18 protein-coding genes are annotated in these 17,222 nt (G+C 60.7%); 2 read left to right on the forward strand and 16 right to left on the reverse strand.

Going from position 1 to position 17,222, the window contains the following annotated elements:
- Position 1 precedes the first annotated feature (1 nt).
- The 13 genes from hflK to ndk all read right to left on the reverse strand — a co-directional run bounded on the left by hflK (position 2) and on the right by ndk (position 12,456).
- A complete protein-coding gene (gene hflK / locus QQK16_RS16375; protein WP_368860143.1) occupies positions 2–1,210 on the reverse strand; it encodes an FtsH protease activity modulator HflK in 1,209 nt (402 codons plus the stop codon).
- Between the two features lie 99 nt (positions 1,211–1,309).
- Positions 1,310–2,434, reverse strand: a complete 1,125-nt coding sequence (gene hflX / locus QQK16_RS16380) for a GTPase HflX (RefSeq protein ID WP_284197548.1) — start codon at positions 2,432–2,434, stop codon at positions 1,310–1,312.
- Positions 2,435–2,684: 250 nt separating this feature from the next.
- The gene (gene hfq, locus QQK16_RS16385; RefSeq protein ID WP_284197549.1) at positions 2,685–2,939 is read right to left on the reverse strand and encodes an RNA chaperone Hfq; all 255 of its coding nucleotides are present in this window, start codon (positions 2,937–2,939) and stop codon (positions 2,685–2,687) included.
- A 119-nt stretch (positions 2,940–3,058) separates the two neighbouring features.
- Positions 3,059–4,471: a ribosome biogenesis GTPase Der gene (gene der, locus QQK16_RS16390; RefSeq protein ID WP_308447061.1), complete on the reverse strand. Its 1,413-nt coding sequence runs from the start codon at positions 4,469–4,471 to the stop codon at positions 3,059–3,061.
- Between the two features lie 12 nt (positions 4,472–4,483).
- A complete protein-coding gene (gene bamB / locus QQK16_RS16395; protein ID WP_284197550.1) occupies positions 4,484–5,632 on the reverse strand; it encodes an outer membrane protein assembly factor BamB in 1,149 nt (382 codons plus the stop codon).
- The gene (locus QQK16_RS16400) at positions 5,632–6,264 is read right to left on the reverse strand and encodes a YfgM family protein (protein ID WP_284197551.1); all 633 of its coding nucleotides are present in this window, start codon (positions 6,262–6,264) and stop codon (positions 5,632–5,634) included. The genes bamB and QQK16_RS16400 overlap by 1 nt, the downstream gene beginning before the upstream one ends.
- A 21-nt stretch (positions 6,265–6,285) precedes the next feature.
- Entirely contained in the window at positions 6,286–6,531 is a 246-nt protein-coding gene (locus QQK16_RS16405) for a hypothetical protein (protein ID WP_284197552.1), read from the reverse strand.
- A complete protein-coding gene (gene hisS / locus QQK16_RS16410; protein ID WP_284197553.1) occupies positions 6,531–7,787 on the reverse strand; it encodes a histidine--tRNA ligase in 1,257 nt (418 codons plus the stop codon). The genes QQK16_RS16405 and hisS overlap by 1 nt, the downstream gene beginning before the upstream one ends.
- Before the next feature lie 4 nt (positions 7,788–7,791).
- Positions 7,792–9,075, reverse strand: coding sequence for a flavodoxin-dependent (E)-4-hydroxy-3-methylbut-2-enyl-diphosphate synthase (ispG, locus tag QQK16_RS16415; RefSeq protein ID WP_284197554.1), 1,284 nt, complete (start codon positions 9,073–9,075; stop codon positions 7,792–7,794).
- 9 nt (positions 9,076–9,084) lie between these two features.
- Complete coding sequence (locus tag QQK16_RS16420; RefSeq protein WP_284197555.1) at positions 9,085–10,074, reverse strand: RodZ domain-containing protein; 990 nt, start codon at positions 10,072–10,074, stop codon at positions 9,085–9,087.
- Between the two features lie 76 nt (positions 10,075–10,150).
- Positions 10,151–10,900 (reverse strand): type IV pilus biogenesis/stability protein PilW, encoded by a 750-nt coding sequence (pilW, locus tag QQK16_RS16425; protein ID WP_284197556.1) that lies wholly within the window; start codon positions 10,898–10,900, stop codon positions 10,151–10,153.
- 3 nt (positions 10,901–10,903) lie between these two features.
- On the reverse strand, positions 10,904–12,016 hold the full coding sequence (rlmN, locus tag QQK16_RS16430; RefSeq protein ID WP_308447062.1) for a 23S rRNA (adenine(2503)-C(2))-methyltransferase RlmN: 1,113 nt from the start codon (positions 12,014–12,016) through the stop codon (positions 10,904–10,906).
- A gap of 14 nt (positions 12,017–12,030) precedes the next feature.
- Positions 12,031–12,456 carry a nucleoside-diphosphate kinase gene (gene ndk, locus QQK16_RS16435; RefSeq protein ID WP_284197557.1) on the reverse strand — a complete coding sequence of 142 codons (426 nt, stop codon included), beginning with the start codon at positions 12,454–12,456 and terminating at the stop codon, positions 12,031–12,033.
- A 293-nt stretch (positions 12,457–12,749) separates the two neighbouring features.
- Here ndk and QQK16_RS16440 point away from each other — a divergent pair, with 293 nt between their 5' ends.
- The gene (locus QQK16_RS16440) at positions 12,750–13,736 is read left to right on the forward strand and encodes an SPOR domain-containing protein (RefSeq protein ID WP_284197558.1); all 987 of its coding nucleotides are present in this window, start codon (positions 12,750–12,752) and stop codon (positions 13,734–13,736) included.
- Between the two features lie 50 nt (positions 13,737–13,786).
- Here the strand turns inward: QQK16_RS16440 and tilS are convergent, their stop codons facing one another.
- The 3 genes from tilS to fliW all read right to left on the reverse strand — a co-directional run bounded on the left by tilS (position 13,787) and on the right by fliW (position 16,718).
- On the reverse strand, positions 13,787–15,160 hold the full coding sequence (gene tilS / locus QQK16_RS16445; protein WP_284197559.1) for a tRNA lysidine(34) synthetase TilS: 1,374 nt from the start codon (positions 15,158–15,160) through the stop codon (positions 13,787–13,789).
- The gene (locus QQK16_RS16450) at positions 15,129–16,097 is read right to left on the reverse strand and encodes an acetyl-CoA carboxylase carboxyltransferase subunit alpha (protein ID WP_284197560.1); all 969 of its coding nucleotides are present in this window, start codon (positions 16,095–16,097) and stop codon (positions 15,129–15,131) included. Before QQK16_RS16450 ends, tilS begins: the two co-directional genes overlap by 32 nt.
- A gap of 192 nt (positions 16,098–16,289) precedes the next feature.
- Positions 16,290–16,718, reverse strand: a complete 429-nt coding sequence (gene fliW / locus QQK16_RS16455) for a flagellar assembly protein FliW (protein ID WP_284197561.1) — start codon at positions 16,716–16,718, stop codon at positions 16,290–16,292.
- Positions 16,719–16,886: 168 nt separating this feature from the next.
- On the opposite strand from fliW, the gene flgM reads away from it, so the two are divergent.
- Positions 16,887–17,192, forward strand: a complete 306-nt coding sequence (gene flgM / locus QQK16_RS16460; RefSeq protein WP_284197562.1) for a flagellar biosynthesis anti-sigma factor FlgM — start codon at positions 16,887–16,889, stop codon at positions 17,190–17,192.
- The last annotated feature ends 30 nt before the right edge of the window (positions 17,193–17,222 follow it).

Here is a 17,222-nt window from a genome sequence, read left to right on the forward strand (position 1 = left end):
ATCAACGACCCTCCCGCTCACCGCGACCCTGGCTATCCTGCCTAGGAGCGCGCACTACGCCAGTCTCCACCGGAACCGTGGCCTGTTCTGTCGCCGCACCGGCAGGACCACTCATTTGCATCAGCTTGTCTAGCGGCAGGTAAAGCAAATTGCCGTTGCCGGACTTCTGATCCACCAGCACCTTGCTGCTACTGCTCAATATCTGCTGCATGGTATCGAGGTACATGCGATCACGGGTAACCTGTGGCGCCTTGGCATACTCGGCAGCCACCTGCGTGAAGCGAGAGGCATTACCTTCAGACTCCGCAATCACCCGAGCCTTGTAACCTTCGGCTTCCTGCAGCAAACGTGCAGCAAAGCCTCGGGCCTTGGGTATCACGTCATTGGCATAGGCCAGGCCCTCGTTGGTCTGCTTGACCTTGTCCTGCCCAGCCTTCACGGCATCGGCAAACGCTGCCTGCACCTCTTCCGGCGGCTGCACATCATTGATGTTGACGCGGCTCACCCGGATACCGGTGCCATAGTCATCCAGCAGGTTCTGTATCATCCGCGTGGCATCGGCAGCCACCTGGCCACGGCCTTCGTTCAACACGAAATCGACCTTGTTGCGGCCGACGATCTCGCGGATGGAGGTTTCAGCGGCCTGCTTGACCAGGTCGTAACCGTCGCCATCACGCGAGGCATTGTTGAACACGAAATCACGCGAGTTCTTGACGTCGTACTGCACTTCAAGCTGCATGTCGACAATGTTCTGGTCCTCAGTCAGCATCAGTGCCTCATCCGCCACCCGATTCTTGGTGCTGCCGGAAAAACCAACTTCCACTGAACGGACTTCAGACAGCTTGACGATCTCATGCTGTTCTACCGGCCAGGGCATACGCCAGTGCAGACCGGGGTCCGTGGTTTGCACATAGCGACCAAACCGCAGCACCACCGCTTCTTCCCGGGCATCCACCACGTAAAAGCCGCTGGCTATCCACAGCACGCCAACAATACCGATAGCGACACCAATACCGCCGACAACGGCGCGGCCGTCCGACGGAGTCGGCTCGGATGGGCGGCCAGGCGTACCACCGAAAAACTGCTTCAGCTTATTGGTGAACTGCCGGATGATCTCATCCAGATCAGGTGGGCCATCCTTGCCTCGGCGGCCCCATTGCGGGTCTTGCGACATATCGTCTCTATTCCGTGGTTGTAATGACTTGTACACACACTTGTTACACAGCAACCCTCAGGCGGCACGTTGCGACGGCTCGATTTCACTCGCCGCCGGCCGAGCCCAGGCTGGCGCTTCCGGTCAACCCAGGACTCAAGCCTGAAGGCTTTCGTCCGACACCGCAGCGACGACCGGCATGGCTTCGACCAGCGCCTGCCGCAACAAATCCAGACCTGCACCACTTTTTGCACTCATACGGACGGCGCGAATCCTACCATACTCATCCCGCTCGACCGCCGGCTCACCACCTTTGAGGTCTATCTTGTTCCAGACCACAATCTGGGGAATCTCGTCAGCATCGATTTCCTTGAGCACATAGTTCACCGCCTCGATCTGGGCTTCGCGGGTATCGCTGGCGCTATCAACCACATGCAGCAACAGATCGGCCCGCACCGTTTCCTCCAGCGTGGCCCGAAATGCCTCCACCAAGCCATGAGGCAGATCGCGGATAAAACCCACGGTATCGGACACCACCACGGAGTGCTCCGGGTCGAGGAACAGCTTGCGGCTGGTGGTATCCAGCGTGGCGAACAACTGATCGGCCGCATATGCCTTGGCGTGGGTCAAAGCATTGAACAGCGTGGACTTACCGGCATTGGTATAACCCACCAGCGAGACAGAAAATTGCTTGCTGCGCTCGCGCGCACGCCGCTGGGTGTCACGCTGCCGCTGCAGATCCTTGAGCTTGTCGCGCAGCCGCTTCATGCGTTCGGTCAGCATGCGCTTGTCCATTTCCAGCTGAGTCTCACCGGGGCCGCCACGGGCGCCTATACCACCGCGCTGGCGTTCCAGGTGAGTCCAGCCCCGCACCAGCCGGGTGGACATATACTGTAGCTGAGCCAGCTCAACCTGCAACTTGCCCTCATTGGAGCGTGCACGCTGGCCAAAGATGTCGAGTATCAGCCTTACCCGGTCCGACACCCGGCATTCCAGCGCACGCTCCAGGTTGCGTTCCTGCGCCCCACCCAAGGCATGGTTGAACAGTACCGTCTGTGCCTCCGTGGCCAGCACGGCGGCGGCGATCTCTTCCACCTTGCCACTACCGGCAAACAGCTTGGGGTCGGGTCTTTGGCGCTTGCCCTGAATGATGGCCATAGCCTTGTAGCCATTGCCCTCAGCCAGCAACTTGAATTCTTCGATATTTTCCAGATAGTCCGGCTCACCGAAATCGAGACAGACTAGAACGGCCTTGTCGCCGCCCTGATGGCGTTCAAACACGCTTCATTTCCCTAACTGGGTGCCTTGTCAGGCCACCCTAACGGGGCGCTGGAGCTTGATCGGCGCACGATCATATCTGCTGGTATGTGGCTGCACCCAACGATATCTGCCCGCATCATCATGCAGATCGACATCGGGTGGCGCAAACCGCTCCCTGGCAGATAGCCGTGGCTCACAACCTAAGCTCTAGCAGGTATTCCTACAACAAAGGGGGCGCACATGGCGCCCCTTGCTCGACGCACCGCCCCTATCAGGCGTCTGCAGCCGGGGCACCTTCCGGCTTGTCATAGGGGATGCTGACCGGACGGGCAGGCACAACAGTGGAGATGGCATGCTTATAGACCATCTGAGTCACGGTGTTGCGCAGCAAAACCACGTACTGGTCAAACGACTCGATCTGGCCTTGCAGCTTGATACCGTTAACCAGGTATATGGATACAGGTACATGTTCCTTGCGCAGGATGTTCAGAAACGGGTCTTGTAGCATTTGCCCTTTTGCGCTCATTTTGTAGTTCTCCACTCTGTAATTTAAAAAACGACGAATATCCGTCCAGTAGTTCCTGCGCTTACGAAGATAGAATACCAGTAGTCACTTGTAGCAGCTTTTCTGTCAAGCACAAAGAATCAGCCTGCTTTTTTCGCGGGCTTCCTGGCAGTGGTCTTGACCGGCTTCTTCTCACCTCGCATGGCGCCCTTGCGATCCGGCTTGAACTCGCCCGGCTTGGCGTCGTAAGGGTTATCGCCCTTCTTGAACTGTACACGCAGGGGCGTGCCCTGCAGTTTGAACATCTTCAGGAAGGAATGTTCCAGGTAACGCCAATAACTGTCCGGCACCCCCTCGAGGGCGGTACCGTGTATCACCACCACCGGCGGGTTCATGCCGCCCTGGTGGGCATATTTCATCTTGGGACGCACCAGACCCACGCGTGGCGGCTGCTGCTTCTCTACCGCCAGTTGCAATGCGCGCGTCAAACGCGGCGTCGGCAGCTTGGCCATGGCCGCCTTGTATGCGGCGTTGATGCTGGCAAACAGGTCACCCACGCCCTGCCCTTCCAGGGCAGAGATAAAGTGGAAGCGGGCGAAATCCAGAAAACCCAGCTTACGGGCGATATCCCGCTTGACCTGGTCACGCCGGTATTCGTCCAGGCCTTCCCATTTGTTCACGGCCACGACCATGGCGCGGCCTGCCTCCAGGGCAAAGCCGGCGATATGAGCATCCTGCTCGGCCACATCCTGGCGGGCATCCAGTACCAGCACAACCACGTTGGCGTCTTCGATCGCCTGCATGGTCTTCACCACCGAGAATTTCTCGATGGCCTCGTTCACCTTGCCGCGCTTGCGCACACCGGCGGTGTCGATAATCGTGTAGGCCTGTTCGTTACGCTCAAAGTCGATATGTATCGAGTCACGCGTGGTGCCTGGCTGGTCAAAGGCAATCACGCGCTCTTCACCCAGAATCGCGTTCACCAGTGTGGATTTACCCACATTGGGGCGGCCGATAATGGCGAACTTGGGGTGATCCTGAACCTGCTCCTCAGGCTCCACTTCAAAACCGGTCAGCACATCGTCGAGCAAACCACGCACGCCTTCACCGTGGCTGGCCGAGATAGGCCAAGGCTCACCCAGGGCCAGTTCGAAGAACTCGGCCGTCACCACACTGGCCGACATACCTTCGGCCTTGTTCACGGCAAGACGTACCGGCCGATCCAGCTGGCGCAGGCGGTTGGCAATCAGCTTGTCTTGCGGGGTGAGGCCCACGCGGGCATCGACGATAAAGATGACCGCGTCGGCCTCATCGATGGCCTGTAGGGTCTGCCTGGCCATCTCGTGCAATATGCCGTCATCCGCAACCGGCTCAAAGCCACCGGTATCCACACACAGATAAGGCTTGCCACCGATCTTGCCATGACCGTAATGGCGGTCGCGGGTCAGGCCGGGCATATCGGCGACCAGCGCGTCACGGCTCTTGGTCAGCCGATTGAACAGCGTGGATTTACCGACATTGGGACGGCCGACGAGGGCGATGGTGGGTTTCATTGTTTTCCTTGCTTACTTCACGGCCAGTGCGTGCAGGCCACCGCTCTCGGTCTGCACAATCAACTTGCCGCTGATTACCCGCGGTGCAACCAGCACGCGGCTCTTGTCCGTACTCATGCGGGCGACAAAGCTACCATCCGCCTGCGACAGCAGATGGACATAACCCTCGAAATCACCCACTGCCACCTTGCCGTCTATCACGGCAGGGCCGCTGATACGACGGCCATACAGTGCCGCCTGCTTCCACAAGCTGCGACCACCCGAGCGCTCGAACGCCTGGATGTTGCCGACTTCATCGCTCACATAAACCTTGTCAGCATCCATGGCCAGGCCCACATAGCTGGAGATATCGCGGGACCACAGCATGGAGCCGTTGCTCACGGCAAAACACGCCACCTTGCCCTGGAAAGCCACGGCACAGACCATGCCCTTGTCCACCACCGGTGCCGAGGTCACATCACTGATGCGCTCCAGCTCGGTAGCGCCCTTGGGCTGAGCCACCTGCGACTCCCACAGCACGCGGCCATCGGCCAGCGAAAGCGACGCCAGACGACCCGATGCCAAGCCAATATAGACCGCACCGTCCGCAATCGTGGCGGGCGCGTAGTTGCGCAGGACCAGCGAGGGCTGGCTACGCACGAACTGCCAGCGCTGCTTGCCATCCTTGGCTTCCAGGCCTGTTACCCGGCCATCCACGGTACGCACCACCACCACGCCTTCGGCGATTACCGGCGGCGACACCATTTCGCTGCTGACCTTGGTCTGCCAGCGCAACTGGCCCGTCGCGGCCTCCCAGCCATAAACCTCGCCCTTCAGCGTGCCCGCCACGACCAAGCCCGAAGCCGCACCGACCCCGCCTGCCAGCGGCTGGGCACTGCGAACTTCAAAGCGCTTGGCACCATCAGGCATGGCAAACCCGGCAATACCGCTCACCCCGGCCATATACACAGCATCACCCGTCGCATCGGGCGCAAACCGGTACAGCTTGCCGTCAGAGTACGAAGTACGCCAAGCCGAATTCAGCTCTGCGCTGGCCTTGATATCGCTCAACGGCGTGGGTTGCGGACTGTTATCCGTACCGGCACAGGCGGCCAGCAGGGTAACTGCGCCCAGCACAGCAAACTTGCCTGTCAGGCCTTGTGGCATGCGGTGCATGTTCATCAAGCCCCCAGTGCCGACAGCTTGGTTTCAACCAGTTCGCGATTGGGTGCTTCCTTTTCCAGCTTGGTCAAGGCGAACTGGTAGGCCGACTTGGCGCCTGCCGCGTCTCCCTTGAGCGCCAGCGCATCGCCGCGCGCTTCGGCAAACAGGCCGGCAAAACTATCTGCCTTGGCGGTGTCCACCATCTTGGCAGCTGCATCAAACTGTTTTTGATCCATCAGCACAGCAGCCAGACGCAGGCGTGCCAGATCGATCACAGCGTCTTCCTTGGCATTGGCGGCCACCCACTCCAGCGCACTCTTGGCATCATCCAGCTTATTCGCCTCGAATGCCGCCTTGGCAGCCTGCAGCATGGCACGTGCAGTCAGGGCGTGGCCGCTATGGGTCTTCACCATGGCATCGGCAGCTGCGCGCAGCTTGACCGGATCCTTGGCCAATTCTGCCGCTTCCACCGCCATATAAGCCTGCGCCACCGCAGTGCCCTGCGATTTCTGCCAGGCACGGTAGCCCATATTGCCAAAGTAGCCCACCAAGGCAGCCACCACCGCGATGATTACCGCGACGCCCCACTTCGCCCACCAGGCCTTCAGTTCGGCGATCTGTTCCTGTTCCTGCAAATCAAAAGCAGCCATCTGCGAGTTTCCGTTAGCGAGTTACTTGTTATGCCGTGCCGCTTGCAGGGCACGGATACGTTTGAAAATATCGACCATGAACCAGCTCATCAGCACTAGGCCAATCAGCAGGCAAGCCCAGGCCAGCTCCTTCTGAGCCAGCACCGGGTGTATTTGAGCACCTTCGCCCTGCAAGCCGACCACGCCAAATGCAGCCAGCACCGAGCCGAACACATTCAGGACAAACAGCTTGAACGAGACCTTGAGCTTGGGCGCAGGTTCCATCATCAACCCTTGAGTGCAGCAAGCACATCGGCCTGCGCCACCGTACGCTGCTCACCGCCATCGCGCAGGGGCTTGATCACCACCGTCGCGTCAGCCGCCTCATTGTCGCCGATGATCAGGGCAAAACGCGCGCCCGAACCATCCGCCTTCTTCATCTGCGACTTGAAGCTACCGCCGCCGGCATGCACCGTCACTGCCAGCCCGGCATTGCGCAGTAGCTCTGCCAGGCGCGGCGCTACCCGCCCCGCCGCCTCGCCCGCATTGACAAGGTATACATCGGGGCCGTCCTGGGCGGTCACGCCATACTCCTGCATCAGCAGGAATACCCGCTCCATACCCATGCCAAAACCACAGGCCGGCGTCGGCTTGCCGCCTAGCGTCTCCACCAGGCTGTCGTAGCGGCCACCGCCCGCGATGGTACCCTGTGCGCCCAGTTTGGTGGTTACCCACTCGAACACCGTGCGGTTGTAGTAATCCAGCCCACGCACCAGGCGCGTGTTGAGGGTATAAGCCACGCCTGCCTCATCCAGCAGTCGGCACAGCCCCTGATAATGCTGGCGGCTATCGTCGCCCAGCACATCGAACAGCTTGGGCGCGGCGTTGATCATGTCCTGCATGCGCGGGTTCTTGCTATCCAGTATGCGCAGCGGGTTAGCGTGCAGACGGCGCTTGGCATCCTCATCCAGCAGGTCGGCATGCGCCTCAAAATAGGCGATCAAGGACTGCCTGTAGGCTGCCCGCTCAGCGACATCGCCTATGGTATTGATCTGCAATTCCACATCGGCAATACCCAGCTCACGCCAAAGGCGGGCCAGCATCACCATCTGCTCGGCATCGACATCAGGGCCGTCATAGCCAAAGGCCTCGGCACCCACCTGGTGGAACTGCCGCTGGCGCCCCTTCTGCACATTCTCGTGGCGGAACATGGGGCCCATGTACCACAGGCGTTGCGGGCCGTTGTAGGTCAGGCTGTGCTCGACGACGGCACGTACGCAACCCGCCGTCCCCTCGGGGCGCAGTGCCAGCTTGTCGCCGTTCAGCGCATCCGTCCAGGCATACATCTCTTTCTCGACGATATCGGTATGCTCACCTACGCCGCGCACAAACAAGCCGGTGGGCTCGACTATGGGCAAGCGGATATTGCGGTAGCCGTACTGCGCCAGCACGCGCCGGGCGGTATCTTCCAGCTTCTGCCACAGCGCCGTGTTGTCGGGCAGGATGTCGTAGAAGCCCTTGATGCTTTGAAACTTGTCAGCCATCGGATTACAGCACTTTCACGGGAATGATCTTGGGTGCGGGCGCCGTCGCCTGACTGCGGCGCAACTTGCCGCCTTCGGCATAGTGTTCGCGGACATAGCCATCGACGATGGCCTGGAAGGCCTCGGCAATACCGTCGCCCTTGAGGGTCACAGTCTTGACGCCATCAACGAATACCGGCGCCACCGGCACCTCGCCCGTACCAGGCAGGCTGATGCCGATATTGGCCAGCTTGGATTCGCCCGGGCCATTGACCACGCAGCCCATCACCGCCACATTGAGGGTTTCCACCCCAGGGAACTCGGCACGCCATACCGGCATTTGCTCGCGCAGGTAGCGCTGTATGTTCTGCGCCAGCTCCTGGAAGAAGGTTGAGGTGGTCCGGCCACAGCCGGGGCAAGCCGTCACCAGCGGTGTGAACGAGCGTATCCCCATGGTCTGCAGTATCTCCTGCGCCACGACGACTTCCTTGGTCCGCGACTCACCCGGCTCCGGCGTCAGCGAAACCCGTATGGTGTCGCCTATGCCTTCCTGCAACAGCACCGACAGCGCCGCCGTGGAAGCGACAATGCCCTTGGAGCCCATGCCGGCCTCAGTCAGGCCCAGGTGCAGCGGATAATCGCAGCGAGCGCCCAGGTCACGGTAGACCTTGATCAGATCCTGTACCGCACTGACCTTGCACGAGATGATGATGCGATCCGCCGGCAGCCCCAGCTCCTCAGCCTGCGCAGCACTTTCCAACGCCGACTGTATCAAGGCTTCGCGCATCAGGGCATCGGCGCTGAGCGGCTGCGCCAGCTTAGCGTTCTCGTCCATCATACGCGCCATCTTGGCCTGGTCCAGGCTGCCCCAGTTCACGCCTATGCGTACCGGTTTGCCATACTCTATGGCGGCTTCAATCATGGCGCCAAACTGCTCATCCCGCTTGCTGCCCTTGCCGACATTGCCAGGATTGATGCGGTACTTGGCCAGGGCCCGCGCGCAATCGGGATACTGGGCCAGCAGTTTATGGCCATTGAAATGGAAGTCCCCCACCAAGGGGACATTGCAGCCCATATCATCCAGCCGGCGACGTATCTCGCCTACCTGGGCTGCCGCTTCGGGCGAGTTGACGGTAATGCGCACCACCTCCGAACCTGCCTGCCATAGCTCGAATACCTGCTGAGCGGTACCCGCCGCATCGGCAGTATCGGTATTGGTCATGGATTGGACGACGACAGGCACATCGCCACCGACCGGCACATGGCCGACCATGACACGGCGGGTGGCGCGACGAGGAAGCAGACTCATGGCTTGGCTTTAGTTGAGTTCCAGATTGGCAACATCGACCCGGATGTAAGGCGTCAGGTCGGTAAGCTTGCCTTTGTAGAAGAGCTGGGTCTGATGACCATTACCGATACGGATACGGTAAGGCGGCTTGCCGGCAACGCTGCGCGATTGTCCAGCGGGCACCAGCTCATTGACCAGGCGTTTGCCAGTAGCATCGGTAATCTGCACCCAGCTCTCTTGCCGGGCAACCACGCGCACATCACCCGTTGACGGCTCGGGCACAACAGCAGGCACGACTACAGGTGCGGGCTGCGGCACTGGCGCGGTCGAAGGCAACGCAGGCGAGACCGGCGCAGGAGTCACCCCCACCGCTAGGGCGGGGCTCGCACCCGGCACAGCCGGTGGATTACCCGGCAGGTTGGCCGGCGGCGGTACAACCTGCACTTCACCGGCAGGCTGCGCAGCAGGCACGGTCGTATCAACAGGCACGCTGGCCTGTGGCACAACGACTACAGGCTCCAGTGGCGGCATGTCGACACTGGGGGTATTGACGGTCAGCTGGGGTTCAAAGCGGGTGCTCTTGTCATAGAGCCAGTAAGCCCCAGCAATCAGACCCACGATTCCCAAGCCCGCCACAATGGCCAGGCCAAACGACAGGCCGGCACGCCCGCCATCAGGCCGTAGCACCGGCAGCACCTCGTCGCGCAGGCGTGGTAGTGCGGCCTGGCTGGGCTCCTTGGGCAGATGGTTGTCCAGGTAATGCACCAGCGGCTGGGGGTCAATCTCCAGCAAGCGCGCATAGTTGCGGACAAAACCGCGCACAAAGGTATTGCCGGGGAGTGCCTGATAGTTGTCAGACTCCAGCGCCTCAATCTGGCGCCGGGACAGCTTGAGCTTGGCCGACACATCATTGACCGACAAACCAGCCTCTTCGCGGTGCAACGCCAATATGGCGCCAGGCGAGGAAGGTGGGCTGGCGGGGGACTGCAGCAAATCAGACTGGGTAGTATCTTGGCTCATCTCGGGCATCATGCCGGGTGGCTCGCTTCAGGGGTTGCAGTGCATGACAAGGGCGTGATCCTGGGGCGGGTGGCGCTCAATCGTAGCGGCCTGCCGCCAGGCTGCGGGCTTCCTCGCTATCGGGGAAGCGGGTCTTCAGTTCCTTGGCAAAGCCGTTTTCGGCCTCGCCACCGGGGTTGAGCTTGTGCTCGATGCGCACGTTCAGCCACAGTGCTTCGGCCACCGGCGTACCTACGCGCGCCTGCCTGGCCAGCAGCGTGCGGGCAGCATCGATATCACCATTGCGATAGGCCACCTGGGCCAAGCCCAGCAGTGTCTGGGCATTGTCCGGTTGAGCCCGGTCAGACTGGCGCAAGAAGTCTTCGGCATACTTCAAGTCGCCGGCCTTCAGCGCGCACAAGCCGGCCATCTGCATGGATTTCTGCGGGTTGGCATACAAGGGGCTGCGAATGGCATTGCCAAAATAGCGCAGCGAATCTGCATACATTTCGCGCTTGTTACAGAGGAACCAACCGTAATTGTGATTGATGTCGGGGTTGCCCGAGGCCAGGCTCAGGGCTCGCTGGAAGCTCTTGTCAGCGGTATCGTATTCACGCAGGTCGGAGTAAACCAGCCCTTCCACATTGTGCGCCAGCGCGTAATCGGCTTTCGCCCTCAGTGCGCTCTTCACTTCTTCCAGCGCCACACCATATTGACCGCGGGCATAGTAGGCAGCAGCAAGTTCTGTTCGCAACCTGGCCACCTCGTCGCGATTTACTTGCTCGTCAGCCTGCACAGCGGGGATGGTCCACGCGAACAGCAAAGCAGCAATCACGGCTTTTTTCATGCCTTACTCCCTGGTAAGTTGAATGATATTGGTGGTCTTGCCCTCTGCAGCCAGCCGCAGAGTACGCTTGGTCTTGTCTTTTACCTGGCCTGCCAACTGGCCGCAGGCAGCATCGATATCATCGCCGCGCGTCTTGCGCACCGTCACGATGTAGCCCGCCTGTATCAGATGATCCCTAAAGCGGCGTATCGCATCCGGCTTGGAGCGATCGTAACCGGAATTCGGGAAGGGATTGAACGGTATCAGGTTGAACTTGCATGGCACATCCTTGACCAGTGCCACCAGTTGCCTGGCATGCTCCATGGTGTCATTCACACCATCGAGCATGACATATTCGAAAGTGATGAAGTCCCGCGGCGCCTTTTCCAGATAACGTTGGCAGGCAGCCATCAGTTCCTTCAGCGGATACTTCTTGTTGATGGGCACGATTTCATCGCGCAAGGCATCGTTGGGTGCATGCAGCGACACTGCGAGCGCCACAGGGCAAGCCTCACGCAGCCTATCCATCTGCGGCACCAGACCGGAGGTAGACAGTGTCACGCGGCGACGACTGAGACCATAGGCATGGTCATCCAGCATCAAGCGCATGGCAGCAACGACATTGTCGAAATTGGCCAGCGGCTCGCCCATGCCCATCATCACCACATTGGAGACGATGCGATCCCCCTTGGGGTCGCGTCCCAGCGCCTTGTTGGCCCACCAAAGCTGGCCAATGATCTCGGCGGTGCTGAGATTACGGTTGAAGCCCTGCCGGCCTGTGGAGCAGAAAGTACACTCCAGCGCACAGCCGACCTGGCTGGAAACACACAGGGTTCCACGGTCATCCTCGGGGATGAATACCGCCTCGACACCGTTACCGGTACCGACGTCCAGCAGCCACTTGCGTGTGCCGTCCTCGCTGGCCTGTTCCAGCATCAGGCTGGGAGGGGTGATCACCGCCTCCGCAGCCAGTTTTTCCCGCGTGACCTTGGCGATGTCCGTCATTGCCGCGAAATCGGACACACCAAAATGGTGTATCCAGCGCATCAACTGCTTGGCGCGAAACGGCTTCTCGCCACGCTCCTCAAGGAAGGTGGCAAAACGCTGGGCATCAAAATCGAGCAGGTTGACGGTCATGGCCAGATCAGGTCTTAGCGACCGTAGACTTCGGAAGCAGCGAAGAAGTAGGCGATTTCAATCGCGGCATTCTCAGCGCTGTCCGAGCCGTGCACGGCGTTGGCATCGATGGAATCAGCGAAGTCAGCGCGGATGGTGCCCTTCTCTGCCTTCTTCGGGTCGGTAGCGCCCATCAGGTCGCGGTTCTTGGCGATAGCGCCTTCGCCTTCCAGTGCCTGGATGATCACCGGGCCGGAAACCATGAAGTCAACCAGATCCTTGAAGAAAGGACGTTCCTTGTGCACGGCGTAGAAGCCTTCGGCCTCAGCGCGCGACAGGTGCTTCATCTTTGCAGCGATAACCTTCAGGCCGGCGCCTTCGAAACGGGTGTAGATCTGACCGATCACGTTCTTGGCAACGGCATCGGGCTTGATGATGGACAGGGTGCGTTCAACAGCCATGTTTTCTAACTCCAGAAAATCACAAAAAGACAAAGTGGGAAGGAAAAAGTTTAAGTCGCAAGCTGGGTTCGCACAGCGGGCACGCAGCTTGTCGACGTTAAAAATGACCGAATATTCTAACAGCTTTGCCGCAAAGACGGGTTTACAGTTGCTGACTAACCGCAAAACCCCGGCCCAGCCAGCCAAAATCACGGCTGCCGCAGCGATTCCAGCGGCATACCGCGCTGGAATTTGGTACAAATCAAGGCATACCAAGATTGCACAGGGAGTGCCGCATTGCGGCGGATACACAAGTGAGCGCAATACGCCCCAGCCCCAACCGGCAGCCCAGCCCACCGTCGCAGGACGAAATCGACGAGCAGGCAGAGATCCGACAACGCCTGATGCAGCGCCTGGCCATCGCCATCTGCCTCATCATCGGCGTCGCCATTGCCATCACCCTGCTGAATCGCCTGGAAACACCCCCCAATATCGAGGTGGATGGCCCGAGCATCAATCCGCTACAGGCAGAACCCGGCGTGCAGCCAGCCGCGGCCGAACCCGCACCGGCACCGGCACCGGCACCAGCACCAGCACCAGCCCCTGCCGAGGTTACCCCAGCACCCGCCAGCGAACCCCCGACCACCCAGGCGCCGGCAGAGGTCACGCCAGAGGCACCTCCCGCTAATGCCCCTCAGACCCCCTCTCCCAATGCCCCCAACGCCACCGCACCGGTCAGCGGCAGCACGCCCGCAGGCAGCCTGGCCAGCAAACCACAAACACCCCCGCCCGACGCGCAGCCCGATGCCGACATGGTAGCCATCAATCCCACGCGCAAACCCGCTACGCAGCCGCAGGCCGTGCCTGCCACCATCGCGACCGCACCTGCCACTACCCCGACGTCACCCGCCACCACCAGCAAGCCAGCCGCAAGCCACAGCAAACCCAGCGCGCCAGCGCCCACGCCTGTATCTGTCGCCCCCGCTGCCAAGCCTGCAGCCGTTGTATTGGCGCCAGCACCACGCACCCCCGCCCCACCTACGCCAGAACAGACCATAGTCGCCCTGGCGGCCGGCGTCATGCCCGCTGGCAGCCGCGGCTTTACCGTACAGGCAGGGGTATTCCAGAGCGGCGAGAATGCCGACAAGCTGCTGTCTCGGCTTAGCGCAGCAGGCATACCCGCCAGACTGGAGACTCGCATACAAGTCGGCCCATTCAAGAACAAGGATGAGGCCGAACTGATGATGCGCCGGCTGCGTGAACTAGGCGTGACGCCCATACTGCAGACCCCCACACCCTGAGCACCCGCCCGTCGCCCAATAAAAAACCGCTACACGAGGTAGCGGTTTTTTCATTTGTCACCGAGCAGATCAGGCCAATCCAGCGGCCGCCAATCGGGCCAGGCGCCTTCACCGTCACTCTGGCAATCGGCAGCCACCGCAATACCCGCCACCGCCACCAGCTTGTCACCCTGCCACAACATGGGCCAACGCCGCCGCAACCAGGGCGGCACACCTGCCTCCTGCAAAAGCAACTTGACCGGCCGGTTGGGGCCACCACGACGTGGGCGCACCATCTCCCCACCCTGCCTGGGCCGCACTTCTAGGCCCACGCAGCTGGCCTCGCACAGCCCACGCGGCGCCCGCGACCAATGCAGCTCTCCACACCAATCCGGCAGCAGCACCAAGCCCTCAGCCGGCACAGCATGGGGAGTCAACACCTCCACCCAACGCGCGACACATATCTCCGCGCGATAGCGATGCACTTCCAGACCCGCCAGGCGCAGGCAGGGATTGGCATCCTCCTTGGCCGTCAGCATTTGCTCCAGCACCAGAAGCAATTGCCGCTCGTCCGGGCGCAAACCATGGCGCGCCAGAAACCAGCGCAGCAGATTACGCTGCCGCGGCCCACTCAAGGCCAGCAACCGCCCCACCGGCAAACGCTCGGACACACCGCCAGCATCCTCTTCGGCCAGCACATCCAACAGGCTGGCCGCTTCGGCAAAATGCCGCGCCGCCCGCGCCATGGCAGCCGGAGCGCTCGGAAAACGCCCAAGCAATACCGGCATCACCTCCCGCCGCAGATAATTACGGTCGTAATCGCTGACCGCATTGCTCTCGTCTTCCACCCAGGCCAAGCCCACGGCGCGCGCATAGGCCAGCAGCACGCTACGCGGCTCGTCCAGCAGAGGCCGCCAGATACGCCCGGTCTCACCCAGGGGCCGCATGACCGGCATACCAGCCGCCCCATGCACACCCGCCCCCCGCGCCAGACGGTACAGCACCGTCTCCGCCTGATCATCGCGGTGGTGCGCCAACAGCACCATGTCCACACCAAGGCCCGCATAGGCCGCATAACGGGCCGCACGTGCACGCGCCTCCAGGCCGTCGCCGACAGCCTGGTTCAGATCAACACGGATATGGGAAAAATCGACCGCCAGCGCAGCACAGCGCTGATCACAATGGTGCAACCAATCGTCGGCATTGGGGCTAATGCCATGGTGCACATGGAGCGCCTGCAGGGTCAGCGGCGCCTGTAGGCGTGCATCATCACGCAACCGCACCAGCAAGTGCAGCAGCACCGCCGAATCCAGCCCACCCGAATAACCCAGCGCCAAGCGCATGCCCTCAGGCCGCTTCGCCGTCGGTAGCGCCAGATAACGCTGCAGCAGACGCTCGTAGAGCGCCTCCGCCTCAGCCTGCGGCGACTTCCTTGAATTTGCCATAGCTCATCAGCCGCTCGAAACGGTTCTCCAGCAACTTGTCTACCGGCTTGTCCTGCAGCGACTTCAAGGCATCCTGCAGCGACTTGCGCAAGGTCAGCATCATGGCCTGCGGGTCGCGATGGGCACCACCCAGGGGCTCTGCCACCACCTTGTCGATCAGGCCCAGTGTCTTGAGCCGGTTGGCGGTAATACCCAGCGTCTCGGCCGCCTCGCTGGCTTTCTCGGCACTCTTCCACAGGATGGACGCACAACCCTCAGGCGAGATCACCGAGTAAGTGGCGTATTGCAGCATCTGCACCACGTCACCCACAGCAATGGCCAGCGCACCACCCGAGCCCCCCTCGCCGATCACCGTGACAATCACCGGCACACGCAGCTTGCTCATCTCGAACAGATTACGGCCTATGGCCTCGGACTGCCCGCGCTCTTCGGCACCTATGCCCGGATAGGCACCCGGGGTGTCGACGAAGGTAATCACCGGCAGGCCAAACTTCTCAGCCAAGCGCATCAGGCGCAGGGCCTTGCGATACCCCTCGGGCCGGGGCATGCCGAAGTTGCGCAGTATCTTTTCCTTGGTGTCGCGGCCCTTCTGCTGGCCGATCACCATCACCGATTGACCATTCAGCCGCGCCAGGCCACCAACAATGGCGGCATCATCCGCATAGGCACGATCGCCATGCAGCTCTTCGAAATCGGTAAAGATTTCGCGGAGGTAATCCAGCGTATAGGGGCGCTGCGGATGACGGGAAACCTGAGATATCTGCCAGGGCGAGAGCTTGGCGTAGATATTCTTGGTGAGCTCCTGGCTCTTCTTCTGCAGATGGTCAATCTCAACCGAGATATCCACCGCAGAATCATCCTGCACAAAGCGCAGCTCTTCGATCTTGCTTTCGAGTTCGGCGATAGGCTGTTCGAAATCGAGGAAAGTGGTTTTCATGCCTGGGGTCTGTTCACGTCGCGCTGGGCGAGCATGCTCCGCTAGGGCCGACTAAGTTCGGCGAAATCGCGCCATTATGGCGAAACGCGGCAACCCCGCAAGATTGACATGCAATTGATTCGAGCAACCATCCGGCAAACACCACTACCCACAACGGTTGCGAACGTCCGCGAAAACGCCGTAAAAGCCAGTCTACTCGTTGGTAAACACGATCTCAGCGCGTACGCCACTCTTCTGCACAGCCAGCCTGGAGGCCACATTGAGCACGATGGGCGACTGCGTATTGGCTTTTATTTCACCCACCTCACCGTCACGGCTCAGCGTCAGGAGCAACACCAACTCATCGGCCGGCGCCGATTTGCCTGCGTGTTGTATCAGCGTCCGTTCTTCGTCCGTTAGCGTCAACTGGTAGTGAAACCCCAGCAGGCTGGCATCCATCACGCTGAACACCACCTCAGCATCATCCAGGCACTGCAGCCACATCACCTTGGGCTCTGGCACGTCCTCATGCAGCAACTTGAAGCGTTTACACCCCTCAAAGCCAGGCAGGCCCTGTGGAAAGGTGATCAAGGTGTCCTCATCAATTTCGATGGCACCGAAGCGCGGGGTAATTATTTGCATTCGTCGGCTCCCAAGCCTTCAGATTGCTAGGAATCTAGCCGAAATAACACTTAGCCGCCATGTTCTGAAAAATTTGTTCATAATCCCGCTAAAGTTTCTCAAAGACCTGCCGATAAGCGCATTAACCACAGACAGGACTTGGCCAAAGTAGCCAACGAGAGGAATACCATGAAGATCGACAACTCGGGCAAGCCGCTAGGCTCGGTGCTATCGCGCTCCGAAGCGCGTACCAGCACCAAGGCCGAGAGCGGAGAAAGCGCCAGCGCCGAGCCTGGCCGCGATAGCGTTGAGATCAACGCCTTCAGCGCACGCCTGGCCTCGCTGGAGTCCAACCTTGCCACCCAGCCCGTCATCGACGAGAGCAAGGTGGCCGAGATACGCCAGGCCATTGCCGAAGGCCGTTTCACCGTGCACGCCGATGCCATTGCCGACAAGCTGATGGCCAGTGTCAAGGAACTGCTGGGCAAGAACTGACGCAGGCAGCACAACACGGCATACTAGCTA

This window comes from Chitinimonas prasina, assembly GCF_030160395.1.
GTDB lineage: Bacteria > Pseudomonadota > Gammaproteobacteria > Burkholderiales > Chitinimonadaceae > Chitinimonas > Chitinimonas prasina.

Bases quoted from the DNA above. Each gene is read 5' to 3' on its own strand.
- rlmN (WP_308447062.1), bottom strand. From the start codon at position 12,016: ATGACCGTCAACCTGCTCGATTTTGATGCCCAGCGTTTTGCCACCTTC.
- flgM (WP_284197562.1), top strand. From the start codon at position 16,887: ATGAAGATCGACAACTCGGGCAAGCCGCTAGGCTCGGTGCTATCGCGC.
- ndk (WP_284197557.1), bottom strand. From the start codon at position 12,456: ATGGCTGTTGAACGCACCCTGTCCATCATCAAGCCCGATGCCGTTGCC.
- QQK16_RS16405 (WP_284197552.1), bottom strand. From the start codon at position 6,531: ATGATGGAACCTGCGCCCAAGCTCAAGGTCTCGTTCAAGCTGTTTGTC.
- bamB (WP_284197550.1), bottom strand. From the start codon at position 5,632: ATGAACATGCACCGCATGCCACAAGGCCTGACAGGCAAGTTTGCTGTG.
- tilS (WP_284197559.1), bottom strand. From the start codon at position 15,160: ATGGCAAATTCAAGGAAGTCGCCGCAGGCTGAGGCGGAGGCGCTCTAC.
- hfq (WP_284197549.1), bottom strand. From the start codon at position 2,939: ATGAGCGCAAAAGGGCAAATGCTACAAGACCCGTTTCTGAACATCCTG.
- pilW (WP_284197556.1), bottom strand. From the start codon at position 10,900: ATGAAAAAAGCCGTGATTGCTGCTTTGCTGTTCGCGTGGACCATCCCC.
- QQK16_RS16420 (WP_284197555.1), bottom strand. From the start codon at position 10,074: ATGAGCCAAGATACTACCCAGTCTGATTTGCTGCAGTCCCCCGCCAGC.
- fliW (WP_284197561.1), bottom strand. From the start codon at position 16,718: ATGCAAATAATTACCCCGCGCTTCGGTGCCATCGAAATTGATGAGGAC.
- ispG (WP_284197554.1), bottom strand. From the start codon at position 9,075: ATGAGTCTGCTTCCTCGTCGCGCCACCCGCCGTGTCATGGTCGGCCAT.
- QQK16_RS16400 (WP_284197551.1), bottom strand. From the start codon at position 6,264: ATGGCTGCTTTTGATTTGCAGGAACAGGAACAGATCGCCGAACTGAAG.
- QQK16_RS16450 (WP_284197560.1), bottom strand. From the start codon at position 16,097: ATGAAAACCACTTTCCTCGATTTCGAACAGCCTATCGCCGAACTCGAA.
- hisS (WP_284197553.1), bottom strand. From the start codon at position 7,787: ATGGCTGACAAGTTTCAAAGCATCAAGGGCTTCTACGACATCCTGCCC.
- der (WP_308447061.1), bottom strand. From the start codon at position 4,471: ATGAAACCCACCATCGCCCTCGTCGGCCGTCCCAATGTCGGTAAATCC.